12 protein-coding genes are annotated in these 13,926 nt (G+C 59.5%); 8 read left to right on the top strand and 4 right to left on the bottom strand.

Annotated elements, in window-relative coordinates; translation table 11 throughout:
- Positions 1-5 precede the first annotated feature (5 nt).
- Positions 6-1,832 carry an aspartate--tRNA ligase gene (aspS, locus tag ACZ5IU_RS13485; RefSeq protein WP_464421928.1) on the top strand — a complete coding sequence of 609 codons (1,827 nt, stop codon included), beginning with the start codon at positions 6-8 and terminating at the stop codon, positions 1,830-1,832.
- A 134-nt stretch (positions 1,833-1,966) separates the two neighbouring features.
- Entirely contained in the window at positions 1,967-2,668 is a 702-nt protein-coding gene (locus tag ACZ5IU_RS13490) for a metal-dependent hydrolase (RefSeq protein ID WP_464418179.1), read from the top strand.
- On the opposite strand, the gene ACZ5IU_RS13495 is transcribed toward ACZ5IU_RS13490, so the two are convergent.
- Entirely contained in the window at positions 2,662-3,528 is an 867-nt protein-coding gene (locus ACZ5IU_RS13495) for a MurR/RpiR family transcriptional regulator (RefSeq protein WP_464418181.1), read from the bottom strand. The genes ACZ5IU_RS13490 and ACZ5IU_RS13495 overlap by 7 nt on opposite strands.
- Positions 3,529-3,624: 96 nt before the next feature.
- Positions 3,625-4,416, bottom strand: coding sequence for an ADP-ribosylglycohydrolase family protein (locus ACZ5IU_RS13500; protein ID WP_464418183.1), 792 nt, complete (start codon positions 4,414-4,416; stop codon positions 3,625-3,627).
- 148 nt (positions 4,417-4,564) lie between these two features.
- Here ACZ5IU_RS13500 and ACZ5IU_RS13505 point away from each other — a divergent pair, with 148 nt between their 5' ends.
- Both ACZ5IU_RS13505 and ACZ5IU_RS13510 read left to right on the top strand, forming a co-directional pair.
- Positions 4,565-5,218 (top strand): HAD family hydrolase, encoded by a 654-nt coding sequence (locus ACZ5IU_RS13505; RefSeq protein WP_464418185.1) that lies wholly within the window; start codon positions 4,565-4,567, stop codon positions 5,216-5,218.
- Positions 5,219-5,236: 18 nt separating this feature from the next.
- Positions 5,237-7,057, top strand: a complete 1,821-nt coding sequence (locus ACZ5IU_RS13510; RefSeq protein ID WP_464418187.1) for a thioredoxin domain-containing protein — start codon at positions 5,237-5,239, stop codon at positions 7,055-7,057.
- Here ACZ5IU_RS13510 and ACZ5IU_RS13515 read toward each other — a convergent pair.
- Entirely contained in the window at positions 7,054-7,665 is a 612-nt protein-coding gene (locus ACZ5IU_RS13515; RefSeq protein ID WP_464418189.1) for a DedA family protein, read from the bottom strand. The genes ACZ5IU_RS13510 and ACZ5IU_RS13515 overlap by 4 nt on opposite strands.
- A 138-nt stretch (positions 7,666-7,803) precedes the next feature.
- On the opposite strand from ACZ5IU_RS13515, the gene ACZ5IU_RS13520 reads away from it, so the two are divergent.
- The 4 genes from ACZ5IU_RS13520 to ACZ5IU_RS13535 all read left to right on the top strand — a co-directional run bounded on the left by ACZ5IU_RS13520 (position 7,804) and on the right by ACZ5IU_RS13535 (position 12,733).
- Positions 7,804-8,721 carry a chemotaxis protein CheW gene (locus tag ACZ5IU_RS13520; RefSeq protein ID WP_464418191.1) on the top strand — a complete coding sequence of 306 codons (918 nt, stop codon included), beginning with the start codon at positions 7,804-7,806 and terminating at the stop codon, positions 8,719-8,721.
- A gap of 44 nt (positions 8,722-8,765) precedes the next feature.
- Entirely contained in the window at positions 8,766-9,395 is a 630-nt protein-coding gene (locus tag ACZ5IU_RS13525; RefSeq protein ID WP_464418193.1) for a hypothetical protein, read from the top strand.
- A 92-nt stretch (positions 9,396-9,487) separates the two neighbouring features.
- Positions 9,488-10,684, top strand: coding sequence for an RNA polymerase sigma factor RpoD (rpoD, locus tag ACZ5IU_RS13530; RefSeq protein WP_464418195.1), 1,197 nt, complete (start codon positions 9,488-9,490; stop codon positions 10,682-10,684).
- A 36-nt stretch (positions 10,685-10,720) separates the two neighbouring features.
- Positions 10,721-12,733 (top strand): PAS domain S-box protein, encoded by a 2,013-nt coding sequence (locus ACZ5IU_RS13535; RefSeq protein ID WP_464418197.1) that lies wholly within the window; start codon positions 10,721-10,723, stop codon positions 12,731-12,733.
- Here ACZ5IU_RS13535 and ACZ5IU_RS13540 read toward each other — a convergent pair.
- A complete protein-coding gene (locus ACZ5IU_RS13540; RefSeq protein WP_464418199.1) occupies positions 12,669-13,838 on the bottom strand; it encodes an MFS transporter in 1,170 nt (389 codons plus the stop codon). The genes ACZ5IU_RS13535 and ACZ5IU_RS13540 overlap by 65 nt on opposite strands.
- Positions 13,839-13,926: the final 88 nt, after the last annotated feature.

Consider the following 13,926-nt stretch of genomic DNA (forward strand, 5'->3'; position numbering starts at 1 on the left):
AGATGATGAGCGGACGAAGTGCGTTTTTCGACGGAACGTGGCAGCGGACCGTGTATTGCGGAACGGTGGGAAGGGAACAGCTCGGCAGGAAGGTCGTTCTCAACGGATGGGTGCGAAAGCGTCGCGATCTCGGCGGCATCATCTTCATCGACCTCTGGGATCATACCGGCTGCATTCAGGTCGTCTTCAACCCTGAGCTGCGCCCCGGCGCGCACGCGCTTGCCGGAGATCTGAGGAGCGAGTATGTCATCGCCGTCTCCGGCGTCGTGGGAAACAGACCCGCGGGGACGTGCAATCCGGCGATGACGACCGGAGATTTCGAGGTCACGGCGGAGGAATTGCTCCCGCTTTCTCCGTCTGCCCCGCTCCCGTTCGAAGTTTCCGACGCCACTGACAAAGTCGACGAAAATCTTCGCCTGAAACACCGCTATCTCGACCTCCGGCGCGAGAAAATGCAAAGAAACCTCCGTATGCGGAACAGGGTCGCCATGTTCACGCGCGAATACCTTTCGCGAAATGGTTTCATCGACATCGAAACGCCGATGTTGACGAAGTCCACGCCCGAAGGGGCCAGGGACTACCTTGTCCCGAGCCGCGTGAGTCCAGGGAATTTCTTCGCCCTGCCGCAGTCGCCGCAGATCTTCAAGCAGATCCTGATGATCAGCGGTTTCGACCGCTACTATCAGATCGTCAAGTGTTTCCGGGACGAGGACCTCCGGGCGGACCGCCAACCGGAGTTCACTCAGATCGACATGGAGCTGAGCTTCGTCACCGAGGAAACGATCTATGAGCTCATCGAAGGGTATATGAAGGAGCTTTTCAAGACAATTCTCAATATCGATATTCCGACGCCGTTCCGCCGAATGGCGTACTGGGACGCGATGGACCGTTACGGAAGCGATAAACCCGACCTGAGAATCCCGTTCGAAATCGCGGACCTGGCGCCTGTCTTCTCTGATACGGAGTTCGCCCTCTTCCGGGAAATTCTCGCGAACGGCGGCTATGTCCGCGGCGTCCCGTTGCCCGGAGGGGCGTCGCTCTCGCGTAAAGGGCTCTCCGATGTCGAGGAACGGGTGAAGAAACTCGGCGGAACCGGGTGTGCGGCTTTCCAGTTCAAGGACGGAGCTCTCAGGGGGCCGCTCGTGAAGTTCCTGTCGCCGGACAAGCAGGAAGCGCTGCTTCGCGCCGCAGGGGTCGGTGACGGAGACGCGCTTTTCGTCGTCGCTGAGAAGAGCAGAAAGAAAATCGCGGATATCCTCGGCACGCTTCGTCTTGAGCTCGCGCGCGAACACGGCCTCGTATCGAAAGGAACGTGGGAATTCCTCTGGGTCGTGCAGTTTCCTCTTTTCGAGTGGGACGAGGAAGAGCGTCGCTGGACGGCCGTCCATCACCCCTTCACGGCGCCGCTGCCCGAAGATATTCCGCTCATGGAGACGAAAGCGGGAGAAGTCCGCTCCCGCGCGTACGACTGTGTTCTGAACGGGAGCGAGGTCGGCGGGGGATCCATACGGATCCACGACCCGGAGGTGCAGGAAAAGGTCTTTTCCTGTCTCGCGTTCACCAGGGAAGACGCGAGGAACCGCTTCGGATTCCTCCTCGACGCGCTTTCCTACGGGACGCCGCCGCACGGCGGTCTCGCGTTCGGCATGGATCGCCTTGTGATGCTGCTCAGCGGCGCCTCGTCGATACGCGACGTCATGGCATTCCCCAAGACGCAGCGGGCGCAGTGCCTCATGTCGGGGGCTCCGTCCGATGTCGCGGACAAGCAACTGAAGGAACTCTCGATTGTCGTAATGAGAGTCGATGCGGGCAGAGACAATGACGCCGTATAACTGAAGAACTTTCGATTGCCGTGACGATAGCGGACGCTTCGGAAAGAGAGGTCGCGGGATCCTGAAAAAAACGAAGGCGGGGAGCTTTTCCGCACCCCGCCTTCTCACCCCCCCGAAACGAGGAGGACTCTCGGATGGTACGAATTCGCTTTCTCGGACATTCCGCGTTCCAGCTCTCGACCGGAACGCATGAATTGCTGATCGATCCGTTCCTAAGGGGAAATCCGAAGGCCGCGATCACGCCTGAAGACATCGTCCGAAGCGACGCGATCCTCGTGACGCACGGCCATGGCGACCACCTCGGAGATACGGTCGAGATCGCGAGGCGGACGGGCGCGCAGGTCATTGCGAACTTCGAAATCTGTACCTGGCTCCAGAAACAGAGCGTCTCCTGTCATTCGATGCACATCGGAGGCGCATTCGCTTTTCCGTTCGGGCGCGTCAAGATGACGCCGGCGCTTCACGGCTCGGATCTCGTGGGAAAAGATACCGTCCCCGGAGGAGCCGCGGGTGGCTTTCTCCTCGAGCTCGAAGGCAGGAAGATCTACCATGCGGGAGATACCGGGCTCTCGATGGAGATGCACCTCCTTCGCGACGAGCGCATCGATCTCGCGATGCTGCCGATCGGGGGGAATTTCGTGATGGATGTCCGGGACGCGCTCCGCGCTCTCGGGTTCATTCGTCCGGCGATGGCGGTTCCGATGCACTACGACACATTCGACGTCATCCGGGCGGATCCTGAAGCCTTCCGGTCGTCCCCCCCGGAAGGCACGTCGGTCGTGGTCCTGAAGCCGGGCGACTGCGTCGAACTCCAGCCCCTCTGCCGGGGTCAGTAGCGCAGTCCGAACGTTGGGTAGTAGATCCGCTCGTCGTGAAGCCCCTTTTCCTGATCCCTGAGGGCTTCGCGGGCCTTTTCGCCGAGGGTGGCGACGAGCGCCGACGTGAGGACGTGAACGAGGAAAAACGGACCGATAAGGCTGCTTCCGAACGTCGGACTCGCGTCGCTGACATAGAATGAGAGTTTCGCGAACCGGCAGACCGGAGCCGCCGGACTGTCCGTGATCGTGACGACCGCGGCTCCGGTTTCGGAGGCCCGTTGCATAGCCTCAGTGACTTCTATGACGTAGCTCGGGAGCTCGCATACGACGACAGTGTCTTCGGCTGTGACGGCTCGTGCCTGCTCGATGAGCGCGAGGGAACCGCGCTTGATGAGTACGCCTTTGAGCCCCATCTCGAGAAGGCGCGTATAGAGAAATTCGGCGACGAGCGAGGAGATTCCCCATCCGACGCAATAAATGGTTCCCGACCCCCTGAGGATGTCGCAGAATTGCGGAATGGATTCGGCGCGAAGCTGGTTCCATGTGTCGTCGAGGTTGGCGTGTTCCAATCGGTGAATTTCGACGGGAAGGTTCGAAAAGCCGGAGATCGATCTCGAGAGGGTCGCGGAGGGGTTGACCTGTTCGAGGACGGCATCCTTCAATGCGTCCTTGAGGTCCGAATATCCGGCGAATCCGAGGACCCGGGATACCCTGACGAGCTGAGCCTTCGAAACGTCAAGCTTCGCCGCCACCTCCCCGATGGAAAGAAAGGCGGCCTCCCTCGTATTTGCGAGGAGATACTCGACAACTCTCCGCGCCTTCGTGGGCAGTGTATCCATCTTGGAGCGGAGCAGTTCTTCCAGCTTGGCGCTTTTCATGAAACGTCACTCCCCCTGAAACGGTATGGCTCCTGACGATGGACTTCAGTTTATTTCAAGGGGAAGAAATCGTCAAATGGTACGTTGCCGCGAAGGTCACATACCCTCCCGCGGACGATGCGTGGCGTATTTCGCCGAAAAGGCGTCTAGGACGGCCGTCAGATCGGCCGGAAGGATCTGTCGCGCCTGCGCCGCGATCTTCGCGGGAACCCCTCCGTAAAACGCTTCCGCTACGGCTCCCGCGATACACGCCTGGGTATCCGCGTCTCCGCCGAGCGAGACGGCCTTCCTGACGGCATCCTCGAACGATTCCGATTCGAGGAATGCGGTGAGCGCCTCGGGAACGCTCCCCTGGCAGGTTTCGTCGAATTCGTAGTCCTCGCGTATCTGGGCGAGGGAGAGTCGGAGATTGTAATCGAACGTCGTTTCCACGAATTTCCTGATGACGTCCCTGCTTCTGCCGCTCCTTGCGAGGAAGACGGCTGCGGCGACAGCCTGGGCTCCTTTGACTCCCTCCGGGTGATTGTGAGTCGGCGCCGCTGAACGTTCCGCCTCTTCCATAACGTCGTCGAGAGTCTCGAACGCATAAGCAACCGGACTGACGCGCATCGCGCTTCCGTTTCCGAAGCTGCCGTAGGGTTCCGGGGAAGGGGATGCGAGCCACTCCCGGAAATGACCTCCGTACCCTGCGTCCGGGTAGCGGCGTCCCCACTTCCGGAACGACTCCGCGTATGGAATGCCGCTCAGGAGGCTGTCGGCGACAGCGACAGTGAGGACGGTATCGTCGGTGAACGTCGACTCGGCGACGAAAATGGAGAACGAAGTGCGCTTCACAGGGTGCCACTCGTATGCGGAACCGATGATATCGCCGGAAATCGCTCCGAGCATCAAGTCATCCCTCCCAAGCGTTCTTTTTACGATAATTATACCCCCCGATATGATATGCCGGACGTTCGCAGATGTATGCCGGTCCTTTGCGTTTATCGGTGATATCGGGTACGATGCGGTGAGAAAAACTTTCGGGATGGTGACGCGTTTGAGGTGTGTTCTTTTCGATTTTGACATGACACTGGCTGACAGCAGTTACGCCATTACGGATTCCCTGAACATGATCGCGGAAAGCCGGGGGCTGCGCCGGGTTTCGAGACAGGAAGTCCTCGGGGTCATCGGTTTGCCGATCGCGGAATCCTGGGTGGCTCTCTGGGGCGCCTTCGACGAATCGTGGCTCGAGGAATACAGGCGGATGTTCGTTTCGAAGGAGTATGACGGGTTGCGGCTCTTCCCGGGGACGAAAGTGGTTCTCGAGTCGCTGCGGGAGCGGGGGATCATGCTTGGAGTCGCGTCGAACCGGCGGAACGCGATGCCGGCACTCCAGGCCACCGGCATTGCGGACCTTTTCGATTCGGTTGTCGGTCTCCAGGATGTCGCGATGCCGAAACCGAGCCCCGATGTTCTCCTGAGGAGTATGGAATTCCTCGGCGTTGATCGCACTGAAACCTGGTACGTCGGCGACACGTGTGACGATATGCGGAGTGCCGTCGCTGCGGGCGTGCGCGGCATCGGAGTCGAGTCCGGGAACTTCCGGAAGGTCGATCTGCTCGAGGTTGGGGCGTGGCGGACGATTCCCTCGGTCGCCGATCTTCCGACCCTGCCGGAGGCGGGATTCCCGACATTTCACGTAGAAGGATGAACGGGGGACGATGATTCCATGACTCCGAACGGACTTGCGAAGGAAAAAAGCCCCTACCTCCGGCAGCATGCAGAAAATCCCGTCGCCTGGCTCCCGTGGGGCGACGAGGCATTCGAGCGAGCGAAGAAGGAGGATAAACCCGTCTTTCTTTCATGCGGGTATTCCACGTGTCACTGGTGCCATGTGATGGAACGCGAGAGCTTCAGCGACACGGAGGTAGCGTCTCTTCTGAATGCGGCGTTCATCCCCGTCAAGGTGGACCGGGAGGAGCGCCCCGACATCGACATGACGTATATGGCGGCCTGCCGGGTTCTCAACAAGAGCGGCGGCTGGCCTCTCAATGTCTTCATGACCCCCGAGGGGAAACCTTTTTTCGCGGCGACCTACCTTCCGAAGAGGGGAAGCGAAGCCCAGCCGGGGCTTGTGGACATGATTCCGCGCGTCCGCTGGCTCTGGGCGACACAGCGGGAGGCGATCGAGAAGTCGGCCGATTCCATCGTGGAAGCGCTCCGAAAGGACGCCATTCCGAGGGGTGGCGGATGCCCCGGACGTTCCGAGACGGTACGTGCGTACGGAAAACTCAGGGATGCGTTCGACGCGACGTGGGGCGGCTTTTTCGGGGCGCCGAAGTTCCCCGTGCCGCACAGACTGTCGTTCCTCCTGCGATACGGAGAGGAATACAGGGATCCGGAGGCGCTGAACATGGTCGCCATCACGCTCCGGCGTATGTGGAACGGCGGAATCCACGATCACCTCGGTGGTGGCTTCTTCCGATATTCCGTCGACGACCAGTGGAGCGTGCCGCACTTCGAGAAGATGCTCTACGACCAGGCACTGCTTCTTCAGACCGCGGCGGAGGCGTTCCGGATCCTGAACGATCCTTTCTACGTCGAGTACTGCAGGGATATCGTCAGCTTCCTGTACAGGGAACTCCGCTCTCCGGAGGGGGCGTTCGTTGCGGCGATAGACGCGGATTCCGAAGGGGTCGAAGGGAAGTATTACCTCTGGTCCGACGAGGAATTTCGCGCGCGTATGACGGAAGAGGACATTCCCCTTCTCGTCGCGGCGTATTCCGTGCGACGGGAAGGGAATCTCGGACGTCACGGCGGCGTGAATACGCTCGGGATGAATGTTCTCAGACGCGCGATGACGACGGAGGAACTCGCGTCGATGATGAAACTCTCCCTGTCGGAGATCGAGCGTCGGATTTCGGGGGCGTCGAAGGCCCTTCTCGCCGCGCGCGACACCAGAAGCCGCCCATTCCGCGACGAAAAGATCCTGACGGACTGGAACGGACTCGCGATCTCGGCGCTCGCCTGCGCAGGTCGTCTTCTCGGAAAGAAGGAATATATCGACGGCGCTGTCCATGCCGCGAATTTCATTCACAAAACCCTCTGGGACGGGAAGGGAGAGCTGCGACACCGGTTCATCGGCGGAGAAACGGCGGTTTCGGGGATGCTTCAGGACTACGCCGCTCTTGCCTGCGGCTTCCTTGAACTCCACGAATCCACGAAGGACGCCCGCTGGCTCAGGGAGGGGGAGGCGCTTGTCACGCACGCGGTGCGTCGTTTCTGGGACGAAAGGCACGGTGGGTTCGATATGAGCGTCAGGAACGATCCGCGGCTGTTTCTTCCGATCCGGGACGCGTACGACGGGGCGATCCCGTCAGGCAACGCCGCAATGGCCCGCGCGCTTGTCTTGGCGTACGGGGCGACAAAAGAAAAAGAATACCTCCGTCTCGCGCGAAGAACGGCGTCGACATTCGCCGATTCCATCCATGCGTCGCCCGAGGCGCATTCACATCTTCTCATGGCGGTGATCGATGCGGGTGGCGGTTAGGCGGAAGCCTTCCTTCGCTTTTTGTACCAGAAGATGTACGCACCCGCCAGAACGGCACAGAAGATGATCGCAACGATGGTTGCCTGGTGCAGAAAACGACCGACGAGAGCCTCGTTGTTGCCAATCCAGTATCCGGCGATCGCGAGGACGACGACCCAGATCCCGGATCCGATGGCCGTGAAAACGCAAAACACCATGATGTTCATTCGGGCTATGCCGGCGGGCAGGGAGATGTACTGGCGGATTACCGGAAGGAGGCGTCCGATGAAAGTGCTGATGTGGCCGTGCCGGGCGAAGAAAGCGTCAGCCTTGTCGAGCGACGCCTCGCTGACGAAGAAGTACTTTCCGTATTTCCTGAAAAACGACCGACCGAAGCGAACCGCTATCCAGTAATTGAAAAGGGCTCCGAGGATACTGCCGAGAATTCCGGCGGCGATCACGATGCCGAGATTCATCTCGCCCTTCGAGGCGAGATAGCCGGCCGGGGGAACGACGACTTCACTCGGAAAGGGGAAGAACGAGGATTCGAGGAACATGAGGGCCACGACTCCCGTATACCCCATGGAACCGATTGTCTGAACCAGCCACGTGACGATATGTGATAACATGACATTCTCCTTGGAGTCCGTTATGATTTTCTTCGGACTCAACAGTATAGCAGAATCTTTCCGCCCTTGTTGCGGGGTTTCTCATGAGCTATAGTTCTGTGAATAAACGCCGGAAAACGCTGAAGGGGGGCCCGGGCCATGGAAGAAGTCAGGAAGGTCATCACTGAAGTCGGTACGAACGAATGGCAGGTTGTCGTTTTCTTTCTCGGGGAACAGACCTTCGCAATCAATGTGGACAAAACCCGTGAGATTCTTCGGTGGACGGGGTGCCGCTCGATTCCCGACGCACCGTCGTCCATGATCGGAATCACGTCCGTTCGTGGAGAGGTTCTTCCCCTGATGGATCTCCGGAAGCATCTCGGTATCGCTTCGAAGGTTCCGCTCGAGTCGAGCAAGATCATCATCGCGGAGTTCAACGAGATCAAACTCGGGTTCGTCGTCGACTCCGTCGAACGGATTTACAGGATCAACTCCGAGGAGCTGGACTCATCGCTGACGGGGACGTTCCTCGGGGAATACGTCCTGTACGTCATCAAGCGCGATCACAGGAACGTTCTGCTCCTCGACTACGAAGCCATCGTGCAGTCGATCAACCCTTCGCTTTCCGAGCGTTACGCCCTTGACCCCGCCAGAGCGAGGACGCTCACGGAGGAGCTCGGCGATCTCGACGCGTACAGGATACTCGTCGCCGAGGACTCGCCGCTGATCCGAAAACAGCTGCAGAACGTCCTCTCCCAGGGAGGATTCAATAACGTCGTGCTCGTCGGGGACGGCAAGGATGCGTGGGACCGTCTCTCGGAAACGCCGGACGGGTATTCGCTTCTCGTGACGGATGTGGAAATGCCTCGTCTCGACGGACTCGCCCTCACGAGGCGCGTCAAGGAAAACGCCGCGATGAAGTCCATCCCGATCGTCGTCTTCTCGTCGATCATGGCGAAAGACATCAAGATCAAGGCTGCGAGCGTCGGTGCCGAGGCTCAGATCACGAAGCCGGAGATCAACGACCTCGTCTCGCACGTCTGCCGTCTCCTTCGGGAACACCCGAAGAGCGCGTAGGAGGGATCTCCCTGTCCCTTCCATACTGGGATTCGAGTGTGGACATGGAAGTCGCGCCGTGGTTCCCCCTGGGTGTCGACTACAATCCCGTGTCGGTCAATCTGTTGTTCAGCGCCGACCTTGAAAGGGTCGCGGCACGCGCGCTCTCCCTGGGAAGCGAGTTCTACTGCATGAGCAGTCTCAGGAGCGGCAATGTCGGCAACCTCCTGCGCGACAGCATGTTCCTTCCGGAGCGCGACATCAGACTGGACCTAGGATTCACGATGGTGTTCGGGTATTCCGCGGAAATGGAGCGCGTCGCGGAGGATGCGTCGGGGCTTTGCCGGAGTATTTCGGCCGGGGTGTCTTCGTGTCGTGTCTGGGATCGCGACATTCCCCGCGAGGAGTTCAAGGCGATCATCTTCGTCAGCCCGGATCCGTTTTTCGATGAGGATGCCTTCCTGATTTCGTTCTCTGAACTTCTCGAAGCGGCCCCGAGGATGAAGGAGATCCCCTTCTACGCGGAGCATTTCGGCTATCTCCGATTCTTCATCCCCTTCGAAACCGACAACCTGCGGGACCTGCAGATCAGTCGTCTGCTCAACGACATGGAAATCGAGGAGACACGCCGTTCGGTGGGGCCGTCGCCGGAAATACGATTCCCGAGGCTCCCCGGAATCCGTATCGAACGATGATCCGGATTCTTCGCGGGAAAATCGATCCGGGGGTATAATACAAATTCACACTCGAAAACGCCGAACCGTCGGCAGGAGGGACCGCATCGATAATGAAGGAAACGAAACCGGTGGAGGGCAGCATCCTGAAGGACGGCATGACGAGCGATATGTCCCCGGAGAATCAGGGGAAGATTCATGAACTGATTCGCGAAGCGCAAGACCATGGAAAGGCGAGCGTCACGCAGGAAGACATCGAGAAGGTGTTCCACGACGACATGTGGAATGCCGATCTGCTGGACAGCGTCTACACGGCTCTGCTCGATCACGGGCTCAAGGTTCAGGAAGACGAGATAGAGGCCGAGCCGGAAAGCGAAGTCGAGACCGAAGAGGAACCGAAGGAAACGACGGCAAGGGGAACGGATGAAGACACCCTTATTCAGCCGTCGTTCGACGGAGAACCGGGAAAGCTCGACGACATCCCGCTCACCGACCCGGTCAGGATGTATCTCAGGGAGATCGGCAAGGTCCCCCTTCTCGGGCCCGAGGAAGAGGTCGAGCTTGCAAAGCGCGTCGAGGCAGGCGACCCCGTCGCGAAACAGAAGATCATCGACGCGAACCTGCGCCTTGTCGTGAGCATCGCGAAGAAGTACATCGGAAGAGGCATGCTCTTCCTTGATCTCATTCAGGAAGGGAATCTCGGACTGATACGCGCCGTTGAGAAATTCGACTACCGGAAGGGGTTCAAGTTCAGCACCTACGCGACGTGGTGGATCCGGCAGGCGATCACGCGCGCAATCGCGGACCAGGCCCGGACGATCCGCGTCCCCGTCCACATGGTCGAGACGATCAACAAGATGGTGCGCGTGTCTCGGCAGCTCGTGCAGCGGCTCGGCAGGGAACCGACGGACGAGGAGATTTCCAGGGAGATGGACATCGAACCCGGAAAGGTGGAGGAAATCCGCCGCATCGCGCAGCTCCCGGTGTCTCTGGAAACCCCGATCGGAGAGGAAGAGGACAGCCAGCTCGGAGACTTCATCGAGGATCGGGATCTCCCGAGCCCGGAGGAGTCCGCCGCGAGCCATCTGCTTCGTGAACAGATCGAAGAGATGCTCGACAACCTCTCGGAGCGGGAGCGGGAGGTCCTTCACTTCCGTTTCGGCCTCGAGGACGGCCGTTCGTACACTCTTGAAGAGGTCGGCAAGAAATTCGGCGTTACGCGGGAGCGTATCCGTCAGATCGAAGCGAAGGCGCTCAGAAAACTCCGGCATCCGAGCAGAAGCAGAAAGCTCAGGGATTTCCTCGACTAGACACCGACTCCGTCTTTCGACAGGGAGAGTGGGCGCATGCGCGAAACGATCCTGCTCGTTCTTCACCCGGGAAGCGACTGCGGAGATACGTTGCCGGAAGTTCTCCGAAGTTGCGGATTCCGGGTTGGTGGAGTGTTTCACTCGGTCGAAGAAGCGAAGGAGAAGGGAAGAGCCGATTACGCGCTTGTCGATACCGCGGTGGTCGGTTCTTCCCTTTTTTCACCCGTCCTGTCGTCGCTTGCGGCGGAATGTCCCCTCGGTGCCGGGTGCATTCTGTCCCGGGATGCGCGTCCCGAGAATTCCCGTACGGCGGCCGGGGCAGGAGCGACGGCGCTTCTTTCCCCACCCTTCGATGACATTCAGGTTCGCCGCGCACTCGACATCGCCATCGCGACGGGATATTCCCGGCTTCTGAATGCGAACCCGCTTCCTCTTGCGCAGATCGATCTTCCGGACGCCGCCTCGGCATTCGGGAACGATGAAACGCCCTGCCTCACACTCTCCCTCGTCTGCGCAAACAGACCGTTTACGAATCTCTTCGGAACGGACGATCGTGAACTCCTGCAAAAACTGCTCTTCGGAAACGACAATGTCCTTTCGGCCGGCGATCTGTGCGCACTTATCTCCGGAGCCTGTCCGCCGGAACGGGAACGGGACGTTCATACCGCAGTCGGACGAGTCTTTCCAGCACGGATCGGATGGTCGTTCGCCGGAAGAGGCGAACCGCCGGGTGACACAATCCTGCTGTCGATAACGGATCTTTCGCGGGGACGTTCCGGGGAAACATCCTTCGAGTCGAAGTGCCGTCATTATGAAACACTCTTCAACGCCGCTCCGTTGGGAATCGCGCTTCTGGACTCCTCGGGGACCGTTCTGGATGTCAATGACGCGTTTCTTCGTCTGTTCGGATTCCCCTCTCCGGCGGAACTATGCGGAAAGTTTCTTCGGGAGAAGATCGCGGGAGGGCCTGTCGGACTTCAGTCCCTCGCACTCGAGCAGCTCGTTCTGCAAGGAAAGCGTGTGAGCGTCGACACGAAGCGGAAACGTCGGGACGGTACCGAGATCGACGTCGCGCTGGTCCATGCTCCGGTCAGGCTTCCGTCGGGCGCCACGGGGATTTACTGTGCCTACTGGGATATCACCGATCGCAAGGAAAACGAAAATCGCCTTCGAAGACAGCTCCGGCGCGAGAAGCTCTCTTCGCAGATCGCCCTTTCCGTGATGTTGTCATCCTATCTCGAGCCGGTTGTTACGGAAGCTCTGCAGCACGCGGGGCTCTTTTCGGACTGCGACCGCGCGTGTTTCGTTTCTCTCGAGGCTGGACCCTTCGGTGATCCTGCAGCCTGGACGCGTCGCGGGATTCCCGATGTCGAAGACGACGGAAATGCCCATGCGCTTCGGCACGAGGGATGGATGTGGAACCGCCTTCGCATGGATCGTTTTGTGGTTCTCGAGGATCTCGGGGTCGTCGCCGAGAGGGGAAGTATGGCCATGGAGCGTCTCCGGGAGCGAAAGATCGGGGGGTTTTTCGCCGCTCCGGTTGTCCTGCGCGGGACGGTCCTCGGCGTTTTTGTGCTTGAGTGCATCGACAGAAAAAAAACCTGGGACTCGGAAGAAATCGGATTCATGCGTTTCCTCTCCGATCTCTTCAGCGGCATGGCCGAACGGAACCTTTCGAAATCGGCTCTTTCAGAGGTGAGAAACCGATATCATTCGGTTTTCATGGAATTTCCTTTTCCGTTTTTCCTGTGTTCGGTTCACAGGGAACGGAGGGGGGGAGCGGGCGATATCCGCTTGTCCGAATGGAATGGGCAGGGGGGGAAGTTTCTTCTGGAACGCGGATTTTCCGACCCTGCGGGACGTGCCATCCGGGAAATGGACCCGACGCTCGCGGAAGCGCTCGATCATGTGGCGGAGAGTGGCGGTTCCGCCGTACTGCCGTTGCGGTCCGATCCATGGGGTGGCGGTTTTTTCGTCGGTGCCTTCAGTCACCGGAAGGGCGCGGTCGCGTTTGTCGTGTTTTGTTCGGGGGAATCCATATCCATGTAATGAAAAGCGATGCGGCGACGCAGAAGAAAGCGAACGCGCGAAACGACGGCACGATTCCGAAGGCCTCAGCCGCATAGCCCATGTAGAGCGGCAACAGGAACCAGCTGAAGTCCATCGAGAAAAACACGAGTGATGACGCCTTCGCGCGAAGGTTCGCCGGGACGAGGTCTCCTGTGAAAGAAAGGTGCGCCGGGAAGGCGTATCCCATTCCCATTCCGTAGACGAGGCCGCAGAACGCGAAGAGGAGATTCGAGGATGCGTAGGATGTCGCGACGAGGCACACGGCCATCAGGGCGAAGGATGGCCCTGCGAGCCGCGTGCGTGGAAGACGGTTGAACAGGTCTCGTCCGAAGAAACGGATGAGCGTCGCGCCGATGGCATTCGGTATCATGAAGGCGGATGGAACCAGACCCTTTCCGAGCGCGAAGCTCGAAAGATAGACGATGGACGCGTCGCACAGGCCGAAAAGAAGGCAGGATGTCGCCATGCGGACTGCGGGCGTTGTTTGGAACAGATCCCCGTACGTCCCCCAGGATCTCCGGTCGTTTCCGGTCGTCGGCAGGGCGATGGGCCGGAGTCGTACCGAAAGCAGAAGACAGGCGGCTGCCGCGATGGGAGGCATGCTCAGGAACAGGACTGACGACCCCGTACGAAGCAGGAAATCGGAAAACGGGACGACCGTGAAGAGCGGAAAGACGCTTCCGATTGTAACGAGCGCGAACGACGCGCCGCGGATTTCCTCCGGGACCGAAATCGCCTGGTATGTCGTCATCGCGACGACAAAGACGCTGAAGCAGCCCCCCGTCAAAACACGGACGGTGACGAGCGGAACGGGATCGCTCCCGAGGAATGCGAAGGCCGCCGACGCGACGGCGCACCCGAATGAAGATGCGATCATGGAGCGGCGCACGCCGCACCGTTCGACGATCCACCCTCCGACAGGACGTGCGAAGGTCGTCGCGGCATAGAAAACGCTTACGATAAGTCCCGCATCCGAGGACGACATCCCCTGCGATTGAAGATACGGGGCGAGAAAGAAGAACGTATTCGAAAACGCGTATACGGCGAAATTCGCCATGAACAGAAACGGGATCAACGCATGCACGTATCGGTTCCTCCTTGACGAGAACCCCGATACTCTATCATCATCGGGGTATTTCTCCCAGAGGGGGATGGAACACAACGGAAGGAGA

The organism is Lactivibrio alcoholicus, from assembly GCF_055390895.1.